Annotated in this window: 21 protein-coding genes and 1 tRNA gene; 11 read left to right on the top strand and 11 right to left on the bottom strand. The window is 68.0% G+C overall.

Annotation, left to right across the window (positions count from 1 at the left end):
* From ACHZD8_RS12750 to ACHZD8_RS12735, 4 genes are all read right to left on the bottom strand, one after another.
* Window positions 1–128: histidine phosphatase family protein (locus ACHZD8_RS12750; RefSeq protein WP_394770803.1), on the bottom strand; the 128-nt coding region annotated here is incomplete at its 3' end.
* A gap of 518 nt (window positions 129–646) precedes the next feature.
* Window positions 647–1,417: a L,D-transpeptidase family protein gene (locus tag ACHZD8_RS12745; RefSeq protein WP_394770801.1), complete on the bottom strand. Its 771-nt coding sequence runs from the start codon at window positions 1,415–1,417 to the stop codon at window positions 647–649.
* Window positions 1,418–1,510: 93 nt separating this feature from the next.
* Window positions 1,511–2,284 carry a hypothetical protein gene (locus tag ACHZD8_RS12740; RefSeq protein WP_394770800.1) on the bottom strand — a complete coding sequence of 258 codons (774 nt, stop codon included), beginning with the start codon at window positions 2,282–2,284 and terminating at the stop codon, window positions 1,511–1,513.
* A 386-nt stretch (window positions 2,285–2,670) separates the two neighbouring features.
* Window positions 2,671–2,741 (bottom strand) — tRNA-Gly (locus ACHZD8_RS12735).
* Between the two features lie 79 nt (window positions 2,742–2,820).
* Here ACHZD8_RS12735 and dcd point away from each other — a divergent pair.
* On the top strand, window positions 2,821–3,420 hold the full coding sequence (gene dcd, locus ACHZD8_RS12730) for a dCTP deaminase (protein WP_147785237.1): 600 nt from the start codon (window positions 2,821–2,823) through the stop codon (window positions 3,418–3,420).
* On the opposite strand, the gene idi is transcribed toward dcd, so the two are convergent.
* A complete protein-coding gene (idi, locus tag ACHZD8_RS12725; protein ID WP_394770799.1) occupies window positions 3,421–3,948 on the bottom strand; it encodes an isopentenyl-diphosphate Delta-isomerase in 528 nt (175 codons plus the stop codon).
* Between the two features lie 153 nt (window positions 3,949–4,101).
* Between idi and ACHZD8_RS12720 the strand changes: the two genes are divergently transcribed.
* From ACHZD8_RS12720 to ACHZD8_RS12700, 5 genes are read left to right on the top strand one after another with little or no spacing between them, the layout of a single operon-like run.
* Window positions 4,102–4,974: a phytoene/squalene synthase family protein gene (locus tag ACHZD8_RS12720; protein WP_394770798.1), complete on the top strand. Its 873-nt coding sequence runs from the start codon at window positions 4,102–4,104 to the stop codon at window positions 4,972–4,974.
* A complete protein-coding gene (gene crtI / locus ACHZD8_RS12715; protein WP_394770797.1) occupies window positions 4,971–6,533 on the top strand; it encodes a phytoene desaturase family protein in 1,563 nt (520 codons plus the stop codon). The genes ACHZD8_RS12720 and crtI overlap by 4 nt, the downstream gene beginning before the upstream one ends.
* A complete protein-coding gene (locus ACHZD8_RS12710) occupies window positions 6,533–6,862 on the top strand; it encodes a lycopene cyclase domain-containing protein (protein ID WP_394770796.1) in 330 nt (109 codons plus the stop codon). The genes crtI and ACHZD8_RS12710 overlap by 1 nt, the downstream gene beginning before the upstream one ends.
* Window positions 6,859–7,176 carry a lycopene cyclase domain-containing protein gene (locus ACHZD8_RS12705; protein WP_394770795.1) on the top strand — a complete coding sequence of 106 codons (318 nt, stop codon included), beginning with the start codon at window positions 6,859–6,861 and terminating at the stop codon, window positions 7,174–7,176. Before ACHZD8_RS12710 ends, ACHZD8_RS12705 begins: the two co-directional genes overlap by 4 nt.
* A complete protein-coding gene (locus tag ACHZD8_RS12700) occupies window positions 7,163–8,026 on the top strand; it encodes a prenyltransferase (protein ID WP_394770794.1) in 864 nt (287 codons plus the stop codon). Before ACHZD8_RS12705 ends, ACHZD8_RS12700 begins: the two co-directional genes overlap by 14 nt.
* A 61-nt stretch (window positions 8,027–8,087) precedes the next feature.
* On the opposite strand, the gene ACHZD8_RS12695 is transcribed toward ACHZD8_RS12700, so the two are convergent.
* Window positions 8,088–8,603 (bottom strand): MarR family winged helix-turn-helix transcriptional regulator, encoded by a 516-nt coding sequence (locus ACHZD8_RS12695; protein WP_394770793.1) that lies wholly within the window; start codon window positions 8,601–8,603, stop codon window positions 8,088–8,090.
* A gap of 137 nt (window positions 8,604–8,740) precedes the next feature.
* Between ACHZD8_RS12695 and ACHZD8_RS12690 the strand changes: the two genes are divergently transcribed.
* Window positions 8,741–9,559 carry a bacteriorhodopsin-like gene (locus ACHZD8_RS12690; protein WP_394770792.1) on the top strand — a complete coding sequence of 273 codons (819 nt, stop codon included), beginning with the start codon at window positions 8,741–8,743 and terminating at the stop codon, window positions 9,557–9,559.
* A 107-nt stretch (window positions 9,560–9,666) separates the two neighbouring features.
* Here the strand turns inward: ACHZD8_RS12690 and ACHZD8_RS12685 are convergent, their stop codons facing one another.
* From ACHZD8_RS12685 to ACHZD8_RS12665, 5 genes are read right to left on the bottom strand one after another with little or no spacing between them, the layout of a single operon-like run.
* Window positions 9,667–10,074, bottom strand: a complete 408-nt coding sequence (locus ACHZD8_RS12685) for a hypothetical protein (RefSeq protein ID WP_394770791.1) — start codon at window positions 10,072–10,074, stop codon at window positions 9,667–9,669.
* Window positions 10,071–10,634 (bottom strand): PadR family transcriptional regulator, encoded by a 564-nt coding sequence (locus ACHZD8_RS12680; RefSeq protein ID WP_394770790.1) that lies wholly within the window; start codon window positions 10,632–10,634, stop codon window positions 10,071–10,073. The genes ACHZD8_RS12685 and ACHZD8_RS12680 overlap by 4 nt, the downstream gene beginning before the upstream one ends.
* 53 nt (window positions 10,635–10,687) lie before the next feature.
* Entirely contained in the window at window positions 10,688–11,110 is a 423-nt protein-coding gene (locus ACHZD8_RS12675) for a MarR family winged helix-turn-helix transcriptional regulator (RefSeq protein WP_394770789.1), read from the bottom strand.
* Between the two features lie 33 nt (window positions 11,111–11,143).
* Window positions 11,144–11,935 carry an isocitrate lyase/phosphoenolpyruvate mutase family protein gene (locus ACHZD8_RS12670; protein ID WP_394770788.1) on the bottom strand — a complete coding sequence of 264 codons (792 nt, stop codon included), beginning with the start codon at window positions 11,933–11,935 and terminating at the stop codon, window positions 11,144–11,146.
* 45 nt (window positions 11,936–11,980) lie between these two features.
* Window positions 11,981–13,420 carry an MFS transporter gene (locus tag ACHZD8_RS12665; protein ID WP_394770787.1) on the bottom strand — a complete coding sequence of 480 codons (1,440 nt, stop codon included), beginning with the start codon at window positions 13,418–13,420 and terminating at the stop codon, window positions 11,981–11,983.
* Window positions 13,421–13,781: 361 nt separating this feature from the next.
* Here ACHZD8_RS12665 and dnaK point away from each other — a divergent pair, with 361 nt between their 5' ends.
* The 4 genes from dnaK to ACHZD8_RS12645 all read left to right on the top strand — a co-directional run bounded on the left by dnaK (window position 13,782) and on the right by ACHZD8_RS12645 (window position 17,773).
* On the top strand, window positions 13,782–15,650 hold the full coding sequence (gene dnaK, locus ACHZD8_RS12660; protein ID WP_394770786.1) for a molecular chaperone DnaK: 1,869 nt from the start codon (window positions 13,782–13,784) through the stop codon (window positions 15,648–15,650).
* A 2-nt stretch (window positions 15,651–15,652) separates the two neighbouring features.
* Window positions 15,653–16,255 (top strand): nucleotide exchange factor GrpE, encoded by a 603-nt coding sequence (locus ACHZD8_RS12655; RefSeq protein WP_394770785.1) that lies wholly within the window; start codon window positions 15,653–15,655, stop codon window positions 16,253–16,255.
* Between the two features lie 100 nt (window positions 16,256–16,355).
* Window positions 16,356–17,354, top strand: coding sequence for a DnaJ C-terminal domain-containing protein (locus ACHZD8_RS12650; RefSeq protein ID WP_394770784.1), 999 nt, complete (start codon window positions 16,356–16,358; stop codon window positions 17,352–17,354).
* A gap of 2 nt (window positions 17,355–17,356) precedes the next feature.
* Complete coding sequence (locus tag ACHZD8_RS12645) at window positions 17,357–17,773, top strand: heat shock protein transcriptional repressor HspR (protein WP_394770783.1); 417 nt, start codon at window positions 17,357–17,359, stop codon at window positions 17,771–17,773.
* The last annotated feature ends 46 nt before the right edge of the window (window positions 17,774–17,819 follow it).

Here is a 17,819-nt window from a genome sequence, read left to right as displayed (position 1 = left end):
GGAACATCCGTGAGTCCTGTGTGGCGTCCTTCCTTGGACCACTCCGTCTCCCCATGGCGCAACAAAACCAACTTCCCCGAAGGGTTGTCGGGAGCGGGGCGTTCGGGCAGCGGATCGTTTGTGAGCACCCTCCAACCGTAATCGCGATGGGTCGCTCATGGCCGAGCCTGAAACAGGGGTCAGTTGAGACCGCCCGCAAAAGGGACAGTCAGCACATCGGCCGACAGGGCGCAGATTCGCATTGGTCGCCGTGTCCGTCAGACCCGCGCAAAGGATTCGCGCTGAGGTACGTCAATCGCGACCTGGGAAGAGACCCATGACCTGCCGTTGTTCCGCTGCGGCATTCTGGGATTATCAAGTTCCGTGGGCATTAATCATCCGGCCAGATAGAGCACATGTGGATTCTCAGGCCAGTTGAGACTTCCGCGAGAAGTTGACACCGACTGATCATTGAAGATCAGGATTCCAGGCCGCGAATTTTCGTCTCAAGTCAAATGAGATTCGCCCAATCGAAGGCGAGCGCGGGGTTCCATGCCTGTGGGCGCCTAAGGGAGACCCTGCCACTTCCAAACCCCACCGATTTGAACGAGGTGTCCCGCGCTGCGGAAGATTGCCGACGGATCGGGCTCGATCTGTCGCGCCGGGTCTACGAGATGGAGATTGGGGTGCCCAGTGGCAGCAGTTTCGCCAGCTCGGTGATGTCCGGGTTGGCGAGCCGAATGCATCCGTGGCTCACAGCCCGCCCGATGCTCGCCGCGTCATTCGTGCCGTGCAGCCCGATCTGGCCGGGGCCGCCGCCGAAGCTGCTCAACACCTCGGAGTAGGCGGAGAGTCCGAACGCGTACGGCCCGTAGCCGGTGTTGGTGGGGGCGAGCAGTTCGGTGAGGTAGAAGTCGCCGTGCGGCGTGGGGGTTCCGCCGGTGCCGGTCGCCACGGTGAAGGTCTTCACCAGCATGGAGTTCTTGTAGAGCGAGAGCGTGTTCTGCTCCGTGGACGCCCTCAGGCTGTACGCGAGGCTGTGCAGCGTCACCGCGTCGGCCTTGACCCAGCCGGTGCTTCCGTTCGGCCGCTGCGCGAGCTTCACCTGCAGCCACGCCCCGTTGTTCGCGGCAACGAGAAGGGTGAGCGGCGCCCCGGAGGGCTGCGGGTTGCTGAGGGTGCTGGTCGCGGTTCCGCCCGGCGCGGCATAGACCGTGAGCGTCGCCGTGTTGGCGGTCGCAGAGGTTCCGACCCAGAGGGGTGGGGCGGGCGTTGGCACGTTGACGTGCGGATGCGGCGGGGCCGAGTTCTGCGTAGCGGGCGTGCTGTGCGGCGAGGCCGTGGCCGCGCATCCCGTCAGAGCCAGTCCGGTGAGCAGCGCGGACGCCGCGAGCACAACGAACAGTGGCGCAGCAGGGGTGAAGTGGCGCAAGGTCATTCGAGTGCTTTCAGTATCCGAGGGCGAAAAGAAGAAGATTCGCCGGGCCGAGGTTAACCCCCGGTCCGGCGAATCAGCTTTATGCGTCGGTGATTAGCCGGTGAAGCTAGCCGGCTTCTTGACCGGGGTGGCGGGATCCGCCGGGGTAACGGCCGAGTCGGCCACCACAGTGAACGCGGCTGGCGTGGCCGCGATGCTGCCCGACGCGGCGAACGCCGACAGCGTGTAGCTGCCCACGGTCGAGAAGGAGCTACCCGCCTTCGGCACGTAGGTGAGGGTCACGACGCCTGACGCGTTCGCGACGGCATCTGCTCCGGCTTGATCACCCGTTTGGCCACCGCCGATCCCGAAGGAGACCGTTGCGCCCGGGGCGAACCCAGCGAAGGTTGCCGTTACTCCCTTGCTGGAATAGGTGGAGAGTGAAACGCTGGGCGTGTTAACGCTGGAGGTCGGCTGGGCCACGATCGTGATAGTGGTCGAGGCGGCCGCTGTTGTCGTGCCCGTCACGGTGATCGTGTGCGTTCCGACGGTGGTTGCCGCCGGAATATAGGCGCTACCCTCGAACTTTCCGGCGGCATCGGACGTTCCTGCGGTGTTGGTGGAACCCGGGTACGTGGGCAGCGTCGCTGCGTCCAACGTGAAAGTGAGGGCCTCGTTCGGCTGGAAGCCGTCGGCGGTGATCCCCACATAGGCGGTGGCGGTCGCCGTCGTGGAGCTGAGGACGACAGTGGCCGGGGCCGGGGCGGCATTCGCGGCGACGGGCACGCCGATCGCCAATGCGGCGACGAGGCCGGCGGAGACGAAGAGGCCGGAGCGACTCAGCTTCGAGCGGGCTGGCGTTGGTTTCGTGGACGGGGCAAATGGCACGGGTGGTTCCCTTCAGAGCTTTAGGTATTTGGATCCGTGCGAGAAAGCACGCGGCTTCGAGCAAATACCACAAAACCGGACCCAAACTCACTATACGGGAGAGGGCGCCTCGCCCGAGCGGCATTGCAGCCCGTGAACTGGGCTAGGTGTCTAGACCAGTGGCCGCAGCGGAATCGCGGGGACGGCAGAAGAGTACCCGTCCCGCGTCGACCCTCAAGGTGAAGCCCACAGAACGAGCTGTCACAGGGACCAGCTCGTCTCCGTTGCAGACACCGCTCGGGTGCTCGACCCGGTGACCACCGAGAAGCCGAGCCTGCGGTCTCATCTGGATTGAGACAAGTCTCATCTGGCCTGAGAATCCACATCCGCACACGGAACGGTTTCAGAGCGAGCGACGGGAATCGAACCCGCACTACCAGCTTGGGAAGCTGGAGTTCTGCCATTGAACTACGCTCGCGTGGCCGCACTCGCGCGCGGCACCGCTCCATCGTATCGCGGGCGGCAGGGGCGTCGCGCGCTCCGGTAGTCTCGTGGCCATGCTGCTTTCGGACCGCGACATCAAGATCGAACTCGACTCTGGGCGCATCGGGCTCGACCCGTACGAGCCGGAGATGATCCAGCCCTCGAGCATCGACGTGCGGCTCGACGGGTTCTTCCGCCTGTTCGACAACCACAAGTATCCGTTCATCGATCCGGCCGAAGATCAGCCGGAGCTCACCCGGCTCGTCGAGGCGGCGCCCAACCAGCCGTTCATCCTGCACCCCGGCGAGTTCGTGCTCGGCTCCACCTATGAGCTGGTGACGCTTCCGGATGACATCGCCGCGCGCCTCGAGGGCAAGAGCTCGCTCGGCCGCCTGGGTCTGCTCACCCATTCCACCGCCGGCTTCGTGGACCCGGGTTTCAGCGGCCACGTCACGCTCGAGCTGTCGAACGTCGCCACCCTGCCGATCAAGCTGTGGCCAGGGATGAAGATCGGGCAGCTCTGTTTCATCCGCCTCACGTCTCCCGCCGAGAAGCCGTACGGCTCAGCCGAGTACAGCTCGCGCTACCAGGGACAGCGCGGGCCGACGGCATCCCGCTCATTCCAGAACTTCCACCGCACAGACATCTCGCGCGGCGAGAGCCTGCTCGACTAGTCAGACCGGCGACTTCCACTGCTCGAGCTGCAGCACAAGCCACGGGCTGAAGGCGAAGGGCGCCGCGGCGACCGCGTCGCGGAGTGCGGCCGGGTCGAGCCACTCGTATTCGGCCACCTCGTCGGGGTTGGCGCGCACGGCATCCGTGGTCACCGCCCGATAGACGGGGCAGATCTCGTTCTCCACCACCCCGGAGGCGTCGACGGCACGGTAGCGAAAGTGCGGAAGCACCGGCTCGAGACCCTCGATCGTGATGCCGAGTTCGAGGCGGGCGCGGCGAGCGAGAGCGTCCTCGAGCCGTTCGCCAGGACCAGGATGACCGCAGAACGAGTTGGTCCACACCCCCGGCCACGTGAGCTTGCCGAGAGCGCGCCGGGTGACGAGCACTCGTCCGTGCCGGTCGTAGACGTGGCAGGAAAAGGCGAGGTGCAGCGGGGTCTCGACGCCGTGCACTGAGAATTTCTCCGCCGTGCCGACGGGATTCCCTGAGTCGTCTACGAGAACGACGAGTTCCGCGGTTGTGGTCATGACTGTCCGATACCCTGAGGATGTGACTGGCCACGATCTGAGGACTCCGCCGGTGCGGAGCGACGCCCAGATCGACGCCGTGCGGGAGTGCCCAATCAGCCTAGCCAGAAACGCGCGAAGTCACGTTCCGTCTCCCTCGGCAGGCGGCCGAGCGTGAGTCGGCTCAGCCTCTACGACCGGGTCGCCGAGGAGACCGCGAGCGTCGTGATCCGCCGCTACTCCACGTCGTTCGGCCTCGCCTCCCGGCTGCTCGCGCCGCCAGTGCGCCGGCACGTGGAGAACATCTACGCCTTCGTGCGCATCGCGGACGAGGTGGTGGACGGCGGCGCCGCCGAGGCCGGGCTCGACCAGGTGCACACCGCCCGGGTGCTCAACGACCTCGAACGGGACACCGAGGCGGCCATGACCCAGGGCTACAGCGCGAACCTCGTGATCCACGCCTTCGCCCGCACGGCGAGGCAGACGGGGTTCGGCGCGGAGCTCACCGCGCCGTTCTTCGAGTCGATGCGCGCTGACCTGAGTGAGACGGAACACGATGACCAGAGCTTCGAGCGCTACGTCTACGGGTCGGCCGAGGTCGTGGGGCTCATGTGCCTGCGCGCCTTCCTCGAGGGCGTAGAGGTGAGCGAGGCGGAGGATGCCCGGCTCGTGCACGGCGCGCGCCGGCTCGGAGCCGCCTTCCAGAAGGTCAACTTTCTGCGCGACCTCTCCGACGACTTCGAGACGCTCGGCCGCAGCTACTTTCCCGGCGTGCGCGTCGAGTCGTTCACCGAGGCCGACAAGGTGCGCCTCCTCGACGACATCGACGCGGACCTGCGGGTGTCGGCCGCCGTGATCCCGTCGCTGCCCAGCACCTCCCGCCGGGCCGTCGCCCTCGCCCAGGGCCTCTTCACGGAACTCTCCGTTCGGCTCCGCGCCACCCCGGCCAGCCAGCTTGTGCGCTCCCGGGTGCGCGTGCCCAACCCGGTGAAGCTGCGCATCGCCGCCGGTGCCGCGGTCGGCCGCACGCCGAGGGTGGCCTCGTGAGCGCCGTCGTCGTGATCGGCGGCGGCATCGCCGGCCTCGCCTCCGCGGCCCTGCTCGCCAAGGACGGCCACACCGTCACGCTGATCGAAGCGCTGCCGAACGTGGGCGGACGGGCCGGCTCGTGGGAGCAGGACGGCTTCCGCTTCGACACCGGGCCGAGCTGGTACCTCATGCCCGAGGTCTTCGACCACTTCTTCAAGCTGCTGGGCACGAGCGCCGAGGAGCAGCTGAAGCTGGTAACCCTCGATCCCGGTTACCGGGTGATCTTCGAGGGTGAGGCCGAGCCGCTCGACATCACGGCCAACCGCGAGCAGAACCTCGACCTCTTCGAGCGGGTCGAGCCCGGCTCCCGGCCGCGCATGGAGCGGTACCTGAACTCTGCTCGGGAGACCTACGAGATCGCCAAGCTGCGGTTTCTCTACACGAGCTTCGCCGACATCCGCCCGCTGCTGCGCCGCGACGTGCTCTCCCGCACGGCCACGCTGGCGACGCTGCTGCTGCGCCCGCTCTCGAGCCTCGTCGACCGCACCGTGAAGGACAACCGGCTGCGCCAGATCCTGGGCTACCCTGCCGTGTTCCTCGGATCCTCGCCATATATCGCCCCCAGCATGTATCACCTGATGAGCCACCTCGACTTCGAGGGCGGCGTCATGTACCCCATGGGCGGCTTCACCCGGCTCATCGATCAGATCGCCAACCTCGCCAGGGCGCAGGGCGTCACCATCATCACCCGGGCCACGGCAACCGCGATCACCACCCGCGACGGCGTCGCGACGGGCGTCGAGTACACGGATGCCTCCGGGAGCATGCAGAAGCTGGCCGCGGACATCGTCGTGTCGGCCGCCGACCTGCACCACACCGAGACACGCCTCCTGCCGCCGGAACTGCAGACCTACCCGCAGGCCTATTGGGATCGCAAGACTCCCGGTCCGAGCGCCCTGCTGATCTATCTGGGTGTTCGGGGAGAGCTGCCGCAGCTCGAGCACCACACGCTCTTCTTCGCCCGGGACTGGAAGGCGGGGTTCGAGAGGATCTTCGGGGCCGAGTCGTCGATCCCAGAGCCCGCGTCGCTCTACGTCTGCAAGCCGAGCGGCCTCGACCCGTCGGTGGCCCCGGAGGGCTTCGAGAATCTCTTCGTGCTCGTGCCGATTCCGGCCGACCCGCAGATCGGCCGCGGTGATGTGGACGGCGACGGCGACACCAGGATCGAGGTGCTCGCTGACACAGTGATCGAACAGATCGCGGAGTGGGCGGGCATTCCAGACCTCGCCTCGCGCATCGTGGTGCGCAAGACGGTGGGCCCCGGCGACTTCGAGAACGACCTCCACACCTGGCGGGGGACGGCCCTGGGGCCGGCCCACACGCTGGGCCAGAGCGCTATGTTCCGCGCCGGGAATATAAGCAAGAAGGTCGCCGGGCTCTACTACGCGGGTGGGTCGACCATCCCGGGGATCGGGCTTCCGATGTGCCTCATCAGCGCCGAGGTGTTGGTCAAGCGGCTGCGTGGAGACGTGTCGACGGAGGCGCTGCCCGAACCCCTCCGGCCGACGGTCGGCTAGTGGGCGCGCTGTACCTCGTCGCGCTCGCGATCGCGCTCACCGGAATGGTGCTGCTCGACCGCCGGTTCCGCCTGTTCTTCTGGGCGGATGCCCGGCGGGCGACGATCGTGCTCGTGCTGGGCGTCGTCTTCTTCCTCGCCTGGGACGTCGCAGGCATCGGCCTCGGCATATTCTTCCGCGGCGAGACCAGCTTCATGACCGGGCTCGTGATCGCGCCGGAGCTGCCGGTGGAGGAGGTCTTCTTCCTCACGCTGCTCTGCTACCTCACCATGAACGCGGTCGGGGCGGCGACGCAGGCGCTCGCCCGCCGCGGGGCGCGAGCGTCATGAGCTACTGGGCGCTCAACGCGGTCTTTCTCGGGGCGGTGGCCGTGATCGGCTGCCTCGCCCTCGTGGCCGGCCGGCGTCGCGGTGGCCTGCCCTGGGCATCCGTCGCCCTCGCCGGCGCGCTGCTGCTGGTGACGACGGCGATCTTCGACAACCTGATGATCGGGGTGGGCCTGGTCGGCTACGACCCGGCGAAGATCTCCGGCGCGTTCATCGGCATCGCGCCGCTCGAGGACTTCGCCTATCCCGTGGCGGCCGTGCTGCTGCTGCCGTCGCTCTGGATTCTTCTGGGGAGGCGCCGCGATGAACGCCGCTAAGAGCCTCTTCGTCTCCTCCCGCCCGCTCAGCTGGGTGAACACCGCGTTCCCCTTCGCGGCCGCCTACTTCATGGCGACGCGGCACATCGACGCGGCGTTCATCGTCGGAACCATCTACTTCCTCATTCCGTACAACCTCGCGATGTACGGCATCAACGACGTGTTCGACTACGAGTCCGACCTGCACAATCCGCGCAAGGGCGGGGTGGAGGGGGCGCTGCTCGACCCGGGGGTGCACCGGCTGACTCTGTGGGCGGCGGTGATTCTCAACGTGCCGTTCCTCGTGTTCCTCGTCGCGGTCGGGAACCCGCTGTCCTGGCTCGTGCTGGCGATCAGCGTGTTCGCGGTGATCGCCTATTCGGCCCCGCGGCTGCGGTTCAAGGAGCGGCCGTTCCTCGACTCGCTCACCTCGAGCACCCACTTCGTCTCGCCGGCGGTCTACGGCCTCGTGCTGGCCGGCGCCGTCTTCACCCCGGCGCTGTGGGCGCTGCTGGCCGCGTTCTTCCTCTGGGGCATCGCCTCGCACGCCTTCGGGGCCGTGCAGGACATCGTGCCCGACCGCGAGGGCGGCATCGGCTCCGTCGCGACCGTGATCGGTGGCCGGGCCACGGTGCGACTCTCGTTCTTTGCCTACCTCCTCGCCGCCGTGCTGCTGCTGTTCACGAGGCTTCCCGGCCCGTTCTCGGCGATCCTCATGCTGCCGTACGCCGCGAGCGTGCTGCCCTACTGGTCCATTACCGATGCGGATGCCGAGCGCGCCAACCGCGGCTGGAAGCGGTTTCTCTGGCTCAACTTCGTCACCGGGTTCCTCGTGACGATGCTGCTCATCTGGTACGGGTTGCTCACCTAGATCACCGCGCCCGCCCGCCGCCGGCACCGCGCGCCGCGTCGCCAAGGAGGATCCAGGCAGCCTAGAGGTGCGTGGTCGACTGCCCGTCGGTGCGGGTTGTCTCGTTCGCGGCGACGGCGTCCGCCCGCGCGGACTGGCTCACGATCGATCGGGCCACCGACCGCAGTGACGCCGTGAACCTGTCGAGTTCGTCGGCCCCCAGCTCGCTGGTTGCCGCTTCCAGCAGCGCGACGAAGTCGTGGTGGATGTCGAGCATCATCTGGTGTGCCAGCGGAGTGAGCTCGAGGTAGAGACTCCGGCGATCGTTCGGATGATCGACCCGGTGCAGGAGCCCGGCGTCCACCAGCCGGCGCGAGATGAAGGTGACGGCCGCGGTCGTCATGTCGAGGTACTCGGCAAGGTCCTTGGGGGTGACGCTCACGGCCGCGGCCACCCGGAACAGCGCCCGCAGCTCGCTCGCCGAGAGCCCGGCGTCCTTCGCGATCCGTTCACGGTTGTGCTGCAGCACGTTGACGAATTCGACGGCAGCCGCCGGGAAGCCAGCGAGGGTATGGGACTGGCCGGATTCGCCGCTCATCAGCACCCCGCCTCTCTCGAATCACCAGTTTATGAGTGAACCGACCCCAGATCGTTCAACAGTTGACTTTCTAAGTAACTTATACATTTAATTAGTTAGTTCCAACCACCTTCACCGCACGTCAAGAGGAGAACCACGTGATTCCCGACATCCTTTCCCACGGGCAATACGCCACCGTCTACAACTTCCTGTCGCTCGTCATCGCGTCGCAGCTGTTCACGGCCGTCTTCCTGCTGATCTCGCTCCCGCGGATTCTCCCGCGCTATCGCCAGGCCATCACGGTGGCGATCGTGGTCTGCGGCATCGCGGCCTATCACTACTTCCGCATCTTCGACTCGTTCCGGGCCGCCTTCGTCACGAAGTCGGTGGGCGGCACCGGCAACTACAGCCAGGCGGCCGGGGCCTCATTCAATGAGGGCTATCGCTACGTGGACTGGCTGCTCACGGTGCCGCTGCTCCTCGTCGAGCTCATCGCGGTGCTCGCGCTCGCCCGCAAGGTGCAGTCGGCGCTGCTCGTGCGACTCGTGCCGGCGGCGGCCCTCATGATCGCCCTCGGCTACCCGGGGGAGATCAGCGGCGACAACGGCCTCCGCGGGCTATTCGGCTTGCTCTCCACGATCCCGTTCGCGTACATCCTGTACGTGCTCTTCGTGCAGCTGAGCAAGTCCCTCGACAAGCAGCCCGCGTCCGTGCGGAGGACGCTCGGTCGGCTGAGGTTCCTGCTGCTGCTCAGCTGGGGCGTCTACCCCATCGCCTACCTGCTGCCGCTGCTGAACATCGGCGGGGCGGATGCCTGGGTCTTCAAGCAGGTCGGATACTCGGTCGCCGACATCCTCGCCAAGGCCGTCTATGCGCTGATCATCTACGGCGTCGCCAAGGCGAAGTCCTACGACGACGACCAGGAATTCGCCGTCGTCGAGAACTCGCACGACGAGGCGGTCGCGCTTCGCAAGTAGGGCCCGGGTTCGCCCGGCCGGCCTCGCGACGGCCACGCGGACGGCGCGCCTCCCGAGAGGCGGGCGCGCCGTCCGGCGTGGCGGGCCCGCTCGGGCCGCGCCCCTGGTCACACCCTCCGAGAGGGCACAGTCGACCGGGCGACGAGCACGCAGAGCACCGAGAGCAGCAGCGCCACCGGGCCCATCAGCAGGTTCTCCCACCGGCTCGCGGAGGCGAAGTTGCCGAGCGCGCTCAGCGCGAGCAGCGGCACGAGCGCCCAGGTGAGCACTCGCACGGGCGTCGAGGGGGAGCCCCAGAGGCCGGCTCGGCGAAGCACGAGCACGGCGGCGGCCAGCAGCACCACGGCGGAGATCGCGCTGCTCACCCGCAGTTGGGCGGGCAGTTGCTCGTAGAGCCCGCCCCAGGCGGCAGCGCCCCAGGGCACCCCGCCCGCGAGCGCGGCCTGGAAGAGGGCGGTGCCGGCGAGGCCGATTGCCGCGGCCCTCGCGGCTGTTTTGGTGACGTTGGCGGTCATTGTTCCTGCTCCTTCGTCGTGGTGGTGGTCGTGGTGTTGGTGGTGACCGTTCCGCGCAGGTCGCGCAGCCAGTCGAGTTCGGTCTGGGTGTGGCGGATGCCGTTGTCCAGGGTCGCGAGGCGAAGCGCCCGCTCGAGGTCCGCCGGGTTCGGCTGCTGGGCGCGAACCGCGCCGAGGGCGGCCAGCTGCCCTTCGGCGGCGGCGGTGCGGGCGTCGATGAGGTCGAGGACTCCCGCCGCGCCGAGGCGCCCGGCGAAGAAGAGGCGCAGCAGGAAGGGCTCGCGCACCGTCTGCGCATCGAGGGGCGAGGCGAGCCAGCCGTCGAGCTCCGCGAGCCCGGCGGGGGTGATGTGGTGCACCTTGCGGTCGGGGCGATCGGGTTGGGGGATCACCTCGACGGTGACGAGGCCGTCCTGCGCGAGCTGGCCGAGAACCCGGTAGATCTGGGCCTGGTCGGCCGTCCAGAACTGCCGCACGCTGCCGTCGAAGTGCGACTTGAGGTCGTAGCCGGTGCTCGGGGCTACCGAGAGGAAGCCGAGGACCGCGTTGCGGAGGGACATGACCTCACCATATGAGACTCAGCTCATATATGTCAAGTCCCATATGCCCTAGATCAGGTCTCGCTCCAGCCCAGGTTGCGGGCGATCCGCTCGAGGGTGGCGAGGGTGCGGTCGTACTCCTCCTCGGTCACGCCCTGGCTGGCGAGTTCGCGATTGGCCTGCACCACCACCGAGAGTCCGTTGAGCGCGGTGCGGCCGTGCTCGGTCAGCTCGTAGCCCGACGGCGTGACCGCCACCCAGCCGCTGTCCACGAGCTCGGCCAGGTGTTCGTCGGCCGACTCCCCGTCGTCCACGGCGAGGAAGGGCTCCACCGCGGCATCCAGCGCCTCGACGGTGGCGTTGCCCCGCGCGAGCACATTCAGCAGCTGCCACTGGCGCCGGGTGACGCCGTGCTCCTCGAGGGTGAGCGCGAACCGCTCGTCGATCAGGCGGTCGACGAGCTTGAGCCAGAATCCGATCGGACGTTGATCAGTCATGAGCCAAGGCTACGCGAGGCGCCGCCGATGGCCCTAGTAGGCGAAGCCGAGCTCCGCCGGGTAGTCGCCGAGGGCCGTGAGGGTGGCCGCCGCCCGCTGCAGGTGGGCGAGGGTGAGGCCGAGCGTGCCCGGGCCGAAGCTCACCCGCGCGATGCCGAGCTCGGCGAGCCGCTTGAGCGGCACGGAGTTGGGGTCGGCGATCACCGCGACGGGTCCGTTCACGTCGCGCACCGCGCGCTCGACCAGTCCCTCCGTGGGCAGGCGCAGCACGAAGACGCTCGTGGCCCCGGCGTCCAGGTAACGGTTGGCGCGGTCCATCGCCCCGGCCCAGTCGGCCGGCTTGCTCACGAGGGAGTCGACGCGCGCGTTGATCGCGAGCGGCACGCCCGCGTCCTCCGCGGCGCGGCGGGCGGCGGCGACCCGGGATGCGGCGTCCGCCGGCTCGCGTAGCGGTCCGCTCGCCGACTCGAGCGAGTCCTCGATGTTGAGGCCGGCCGCGCCCGCCTCGATCAGGCGGGCCACGTTCTCCCGCACGCCCGCGGCATCCGGGGCGTAGCCCTTCTCGAAGTCGACGGACACCGGAATCTCCACGGCGCCGGCGATGAGTCGCGCGGTCTCGAGCGCCTGCTGAACGGTGAGGCCCTCGTTGTCCGGAACCCCGTGCACGAAGCTCACCGCGTGGCTCGCGGTGGCGAGCGCCTTCACCCCGCGGGCCTGCGCCACGATTCGCGCCGTGACGGCGTCCCACACGTTGGTGACGATGAGAGGCTCGCCCGGGATGTGCAGCGAGGCGAGGAGGGCGGCCTTGTCGGCGGTGGATGTCATTGCCTCAGCCTGTCAACTGCGGGCCGCGAGCGCCACCCGGGCCGCCTACCTCACCGGGGTGAACTCCCGACGCGACTTCACCGGGATGAGCAGCAGAAGGCCGAGGAGCAGCACGATCACTATGCCCAGGATGCCCCAGTACTGTGCCCCGGCGACCGCCACGAAGGTGGAGAACAGCAGGGGGGCGAGGAAGCTCACCGCGCGCCCGGTCGTGGCGTAGAGGCCGAAGACCTCGCCCTCGCGGCCCGCCGGGGTGATGCGGGCGAGGAACGTGCGGCTGGCCGACTGTGCCGGTCCGACGAAGAGGCAGAGGATGAGGCCGCCGATCCAGAACGCGCCGGCGCCCAGGTCGTGGGCGAGGAAGACACCGATCCCGGCCAGGATCAGGCCGACCAGGGAGACGACTATCACCGGCTTCGCGCCGAACCGGTCGTCGAACAGCCCGGAGATGAACGTGCTCACGCCCGCGACGACGTTGGCGGCGATCGCGAAGATGATCACCTGGCCGCTGGAGAAGCCGAAGGTGCCCTGGGCGAGGATGCCGCCGAAGGTGAACACCCCGACCAGCCCGTCGCGGAACAGCGCGCTCGAGATGAGGAAGAGCACGGTGTTGCGGCTCTCCTTCCACAGGGTGGCGACATCCCGCACCAGCACGACGTAGGACTGGAAGAAGCCCACCTTCACCCGGCGGCTGGCCGCCTCGATCTCGGGCACGGTGAACAGGATCGGCAGCGAGAACACGAGAGTCCAGGCCGCGGAGATGACCGCGATGATGCGGATGTTGAGGCCGTTGTCGTGCGAGACGCCGAGGAAGCCTCCCGAGCTCTCGGTCAGACCCACCAGCCCGAGCAGCACGAAGAGCAGCAGCACGATCCCGCCGAGGTAGCCGGCGCCCCAGCCGAGGCCGCTCACCTTGCCGACGGATCGCGGAGTCGACACCTGGATGAGCATGGCGTTGTAGTTGACGGTGGCGATCTCGTAGAAGACGGTGCCCACGGAGATGAGCACCACCCCAAGCACGAAGTAGGCGGGCTTGCCCTGCACGAAGAAGAGCAGCGCGGTCGCGACCACCACCACCCCCGTGTTGATGGCGAGCCAGAGCTTGCGGCGGCCGGAGGCATCCGTGCGCTGCCCAAGCACCGGCGCGATGAGGGCCACGATGACGCCCGCCGCCGCGAGTCCGAAGCCGAGCCCGGACGTGAGGGAGGCCTGCGCGGCGGTGAAGGCGGCGTGCGCCGGACCCTTCAGGTCGGTCTCGGCATCCCGCGCCGCGGTGATGGCGGGGCTGACGAAGTAGCTGCTCGTGAGGTACACGGTGAACACGAAGGTGGTGATGACGGCGTTGAAGGCGGCGCCGCCCCAGTCCCAGAACGCCCAGGCCACGACCCAGCCGCGCGGGATCTTCTTTCCGGCCTGCAGGTCGAGTCCGGCGACCGTACTCGCCGCTACGTTGGCCGCCGGCGCGCCGGGTGTCGTGTCCGTCATGGTCACAGGGTAGCGGCGGCACGCAAACAACGCGGGAACCGGCCGCCCCTCCTTTTTCGAAAACGCAGGAGATCCGCGGTCAGGGCGGCGATCAGGCGACGGATGCGGGGCGTCGGGCGAGAGACTCCTGCGTTTTCGGAAGCGGGCGGCGAGCGAGCGGAGCAGGCCGGAGCCCGACGCTGCCCGGGCCGGAAACTGAGAGTTGAGCGGGATTGACTCAAGTTTTGGTCCGGGAACTTGACAAAGAAATCCGCAGGTTCCAAACTTGAGTACGTGAGACTCAAGTCTCGCCGCGAACTTCGACGTACGAACCCGCGAAACCCCGCGCGAACTGACGCACAGCACCAAGGAGATTGAGCACATGGCTCGAGCAGTAGGCATTGACCTGGGAACCACCAACTCGGTGGTCTCCGTTCTCGAAGGTGGAGAACCCACCGTCATCACGAACGCCGAGGGTTTCCGCACCACCCCCTCCGTCGTCGCGTTCACCAAGGATGGCGAGGTGCTGGTCGGTGAGACCGCGAAGCGCCAGAACGTCACCAACGTCGACCGCACGATCTCGTCGGTCAAGCGCCACATGGGCACGAACTGGACCGTCGACATCGACGGCAAGAAGTACACGCCCCAGGAGATCTCGGCCCGCATCCTCGGCAAGCTCAAGCGCGACGCCGAGCAGTACCTCGGCGACACGGTGACGGATGCCGTGATCACCGTTCCCGCCTACTTCAACGACGCCGAGCGCCAGGCCACCAAGGAGGCCGGTGAGATCGCCGGACTCAACGTGCTGCGCATCATCAACGAGCCGACCGCGGCCGCCCTCGCCTACGGCCTCGACAAGGGCAAGGAGGACGAGCTCATCCTCGTCTTCGACCTCGGAGGCGGAACCTTCGACGTGTCGCTGCTCGAGGTGGGCAAGGACGACGACTTCTCCACCATTCAGGTGCGCTCGACCGCCGGCGACAACCGCCTCGGCGGCGACGACTGGGACCAGCGCGTCGTCGACCACCTGATCAAGCGCTTCAAGGACTCCACCGGCGTCGACGTGTCGAAGGACAAGATCGCCAAGCAGCGCCTCAAGGAGGCCGCGGAGCAGGCGAAGAAGGAGCTCTCGAGCTCGATGAGCACGAGCATCCAGCTCCCGTACCTCTCGCTCACCGAGAACGGCCCGGCCAACCTCGACGAGACCCTCACCCGCGCGAAGTTCGAGGAGCTCACCTCCGACCTGCTCGAGCGCACCCGCAAGCCGTTCCAGGACGTGATCAAGGAGGCCGGCATCAAGGTCGCCGACGTCGCGCACGTGGTGCTGGTGGGCGGATCGACCCGCATGCCCGCCGTGGTCGAGCTGGTCAAGCAGCTCACCGGCGGCAAGGACCCGAACAAGGGCGTCAACCCGGATGAGGTGGTCGCGGTGGGCGCCGCCCTCCAGGCCGGCGTGCTGAAGGGCGAGCGCAAGGACGTTCTGCTCATCGACGTGACCCCCCTGAGCCTCGGCATCGAGACCAAGGGCGGCATCATGACCAAGCTCATCGAGCGCAACACGGCCATCCCGACCAAGCGCAGCGAGACCTTCACGACGGCCGACGACAACCAGCCGTCCGTGGCGATCCAGGTGTTCCAGGGCGAGCGCGAGTTCACCCGCGACAACAAGAACCTCGGCACCTTCGAGCTCACCGGCATCGCGCCGGCGCCCCGTGGCGTTCCGCAGGTGGAGGTCACCTTCGACATCGACGCCAACGGCATCGTGCACGTGTCCGCCAAGGACAAGGGCACCGGCAAGGAGCAGTCGATGACGATCACGGGAGGCTCATCCCTCTCCAAGGACGACATCGAGCGCATGGTGCGCGAGGCCGAGGAGCACGCCGCGGAAGACAAGGCCCGCCGCGAGGCCGCCGAGACCCGCAACACCGCCGAGCAGCTCGCGTACTCCACCGACAAGCTCATCAAGGACAACGCCGACAAGCTGCCGGACGACGTGAAGACCGAGGTGCAGGCGGATGTCGACGCCCTCAAGAGCGCCCTCGCCGGCGACGACGAGACGGCCGTGAAGACCGCCTTCGACACTCTCAGCGAGAGCCAGCAGAAGATCGGCCAGGCCATCTACTCGCAGGAGCAGGCGGCGGCCTCCGAGCCGGCCGCGTCGGACGAGGCCCCCAAGGAGGCCCCGGCCGATGACGAGGACATCGTCGATGCCGAGGTTGTGGACGACGAGCCTGAGGAAGGCAAGAAGTAGTCATGGCCAACAAAAAGAACCCGAATCCCCCGGAGGACGAGGACGGCAACGAGCCGACCACGCCAGACACGACCGGCGAGGAGATCATCGAGGCCGAGGGGCCGGACATCGAGACGTCGTTCACCGACGAGGATCTCGCCTTCCTCACCGGCCAGACGACCGAGGCGCCGGCGGCGAGCGAGAACGTGGACGTGGCGCTCGAGCACCTCGCCGACCTCAAGCGCGTGCAGGCCGAGTTTGCGAACTATCGCAAGCGGGTCGACCGCGAACGGGCGGCAAGCCGTGAGGTGGTGATCGCCGAGGTCGTGAAGAGCCTGCTTCCGGTGCTCGACGACCTCGCGCTCGCCGAGGCGCACGGCGACCTGGAGGATGGGCCGATGGCCGTCATCGCCCAGAAGCTGCGCGCCGGTCTCGACAAGTTCGGGCTCTCCCTGGTGGGGGCGAAGGGCGACGTCTTCGATCCGCACCTGCACGAGGCGCTCGTGCAACTACCGACCCCCGACGTGACGGTCAACACCGTCGCCGACGTGATCGCCCCCGGCTACAAGCTGGGCGAGCGGTTGCTGCGTCCGGCGAAGGTCGCCGTCTCCGTTCCGGCGGAATAGCGTGAAACGGGGCGGCGGGGATACCCGCCGCCCCGTGAGCGCCCGGGAAGGTCAGTCTCTGTGACAATCGATCACAGCAAGTTTCAGCAGGGAGGCGCCCATGGCCAGCCAGGACTGGTTCGATAAGGACTTCTACGCCGTGCTCGGCGTGTCCAAGGACGTCTCGGCGGCCGATCTCAAGAAGACGTACCGCAAGCTCGCCCGCAAGTACCACCCGGACTCGAACCCGGGGGATGCTGCGGCCGAGGCGAAGTTCAAGGAGATCAGCGAGGCGCACTCGGTGCTCGGCGACCCGGAGCAGCGCAAGGAGTACGACCAGATGCGCGCGATGGGCCCCGGGCGGCCGCGCTTCACGTCCGGAGGGTCCGGCCAGGCCGGCGGCTTCGAGGACGTGTTCGGCGGCATGTTCGGGCAGGGCGCGCAGCGAGGCGCGTACACGCCGAGCGGCGCCGGAGCCGGCGGCTTCGACGACATCTTCGGCGGCCTGTTCGGCGGCGGCACATTCGGCCAGTCGAGCGGCGGCTTCCGCGGGGCGGCCGGGCCGACCAAGGGTCGGGACCTCGCCGCGAGCACCACCCTCGACTTCGTCACGGCCATCAACGGCGACACGGTGAAGCTGCAGCCGGCGGAGGGCAAGCCGATCAGCGTCAAGATCCCGGCCGGCGTGAGCGACGGCCAGAAGATCCGTCTCAAGGGCAAGGGTGAATCGAGCCACGACGGCGGCGCCCCTGGCGACCTCGTTCTCACGATCACCGTGCGGCGGCATCCGGTGTTCGAGCGCGACGGACTCAACCTGCGGGTGGATGTGCCGGTCACCTTCACCGAGGCGACGCTCGGCGCGACGATCGAGGTTCCCACTCTCGGCGCGGAACCCGTGAAGCTGCGGGTCGCCCCCGGTACCCCGAGTGGCCGCGTGCTGCGCGTGAAGGGCCGTGGAGTCACCTCCACGAAGGGCGTCGGCGACCTGCTCGCCACGGTGCAGGTGGCCGTTCCGGCCCACCTCACCGCCGAGGCGCGCGAGGCGCTCGAGAATTTCGCCGCGCTTCAGCCGGCGGAGAACCCGCGCGCCGAGCTCATCGACAAGGCGAGGAGGGGCTGACCGTGGAGTCGACGGACCCGGTGTTCGCGATCGCGATCGCCGCGGAGCTCGCGGGGATGCACCCGCAGACGCTGCGCCAGTACGATCGGCTCGAATTGGTGATCCCGCAGCGCACGTCTGGGCAGTCCCGGCGGTATTCCATGCGCGACATCGACCAGCTGCGCGAGATCGCGAGACTCGGCGCCGAGGGAGTGAGCCTCGAGGGCATCCGGCGCGTGCTTCAACTCGAAAACCAGGTCGCCGCCCTCAGCCGTCGTGTTCGTGAGCTCGAGCACGCCCTCGCCGACGAGATGATCTCGCGCCCGGGGCAGCGGGTGTTCGCCGCCGGCGAGTCGGGGGATGTCGTGTCGATCAAGGCGGGAACGCGCGCCCGTCGAAACACCCAGGTGGTGGTGTGGCGGCCACTCGGCCATGACTGATTCGCCCCCGTTCCCCCCGCACGACCAGCCGAACGAAGGAATCCGC

The sequence above is a fragment of the Lacisediminihabitans sp. genome (assembly GCF_043726815.1).
Classification (GTDB): domain Bacteria; phylum Actinomycetota; class Actinomycetes; order Actinomycetales; family Microbacteriaceae; genus Lacisediminihabitans.
This window is presented reverse-complemented; position numbering and strand designations above follow the sequence as displayed.

What these genes read in the sequence shown, in the direction of transcription:
- ACHZD8_RS12745 (WP_394770801.1), bottom strand. Translation starts at nt 1,417, where the DNA reads ATGACCTTGCGCCACTTCACCCCTGCTGCGCCACTGTTCGTTGTGCTC.
- dcd (WP_147785237.1), top strand. Translation starts at nt 2,821, where the DNA reads ATGCTGCTTTCGGACCGCGACATCAAGATCGAACTCGACTCTGGGCGC.
- idi (WP_394770799.1), bottom strand. Translation starts at nt 3,948, where the DNA reads ATGACCACAACCGCGGAACTCGTCGTTCTCGTAGACGACTCAGGGAAT.
- ACHZD8_RS12705 (WP_394770795.1), top strand. Translation starts at nt 6,859, where the DNA reads ATGAGCTACTGGGCGCTCAACGCGGTCTTTCTCGGGGCGGTGGCCGTG.
- ACHZD8_RS12700 (WP_394770794.1), top strand. Translation starts at nt 7,163, where the DNA reads ATGAACGCCGCTAAGAGCCTCTTCGTCTCCTCCCGCCCGCTCAGCTGG.
- ACHZD8_RS12695 (WP_394770793.1), bottom strand. Translation starts at nt 8,603, where the DNA reads ATGAGCGGCGAATCCGGCCAGTCCCATACCCTCGCTGGCTTCCCGGCG.
- ACHZD8_RS12685 (WP_394770791.1), bottom strand. Translation starts at nt 10,074, where the DNA reads ATGACCGCCAACGTCACCAAAACAGCCGCGAGGGCCGCGGCAATCGGC.
- ACHZD8_RS12680 (WP_394770790.1), bottom strand. Translation starts at nt 10,634, where the DNA reads ATGTCCCTCCGCAACGCGGTCCTCGGCTTCCTCTCGGTAGCCCCGAGC.
- ACHZD8_RS12675 (WP_394770789.1), bottom strand. Translation starts at nt 11,110, where the DNA reads ATGACTGATCAACGTCCGATCGGATTCTGGCTCAAGCTCGTCGACCGC.
- ACHZD8_RS12670 (WP_394770788.1), bottom strand. Translation starts at nt 11,935, where the DNA reads ATGACATCCACCGCCGACAAGGCCGCCCTCCTCGCCTCGCTGCACATC.
- ACHZD8_RS12665 (WP_394770787.1), bottom strand. Translation starts at nt 13,420, where the DNA reads ATGACGGACACGACACCCGGCGCGCCGGCGGCCAACGTAGCGGCGAGT.
- dnaK (WP_394770786.1), top strand. Translation starts at nt 13,782, where the DNA reads ATGGCTCGAGCAGTAGGCATTGACCTGGGAACCACCAACTCGGTGGTC.
- ACHZD8_RS12655 (WP_394770785.1), top strand. Translation starts at nt 15,653, where the DNA reads ATGGCCAACAAAAAGAACCCGAATCCCCCGGAGGACGAGGACGGCAAC.
- ACHZD8_RS12650 (WP_394770784.1), top strand. Translation starts at nt 16,356, where the DNA reads ATGGCCAGCCAGGACTGGTTCGATAAGGACTTCTACGCCGTGCTCGGC.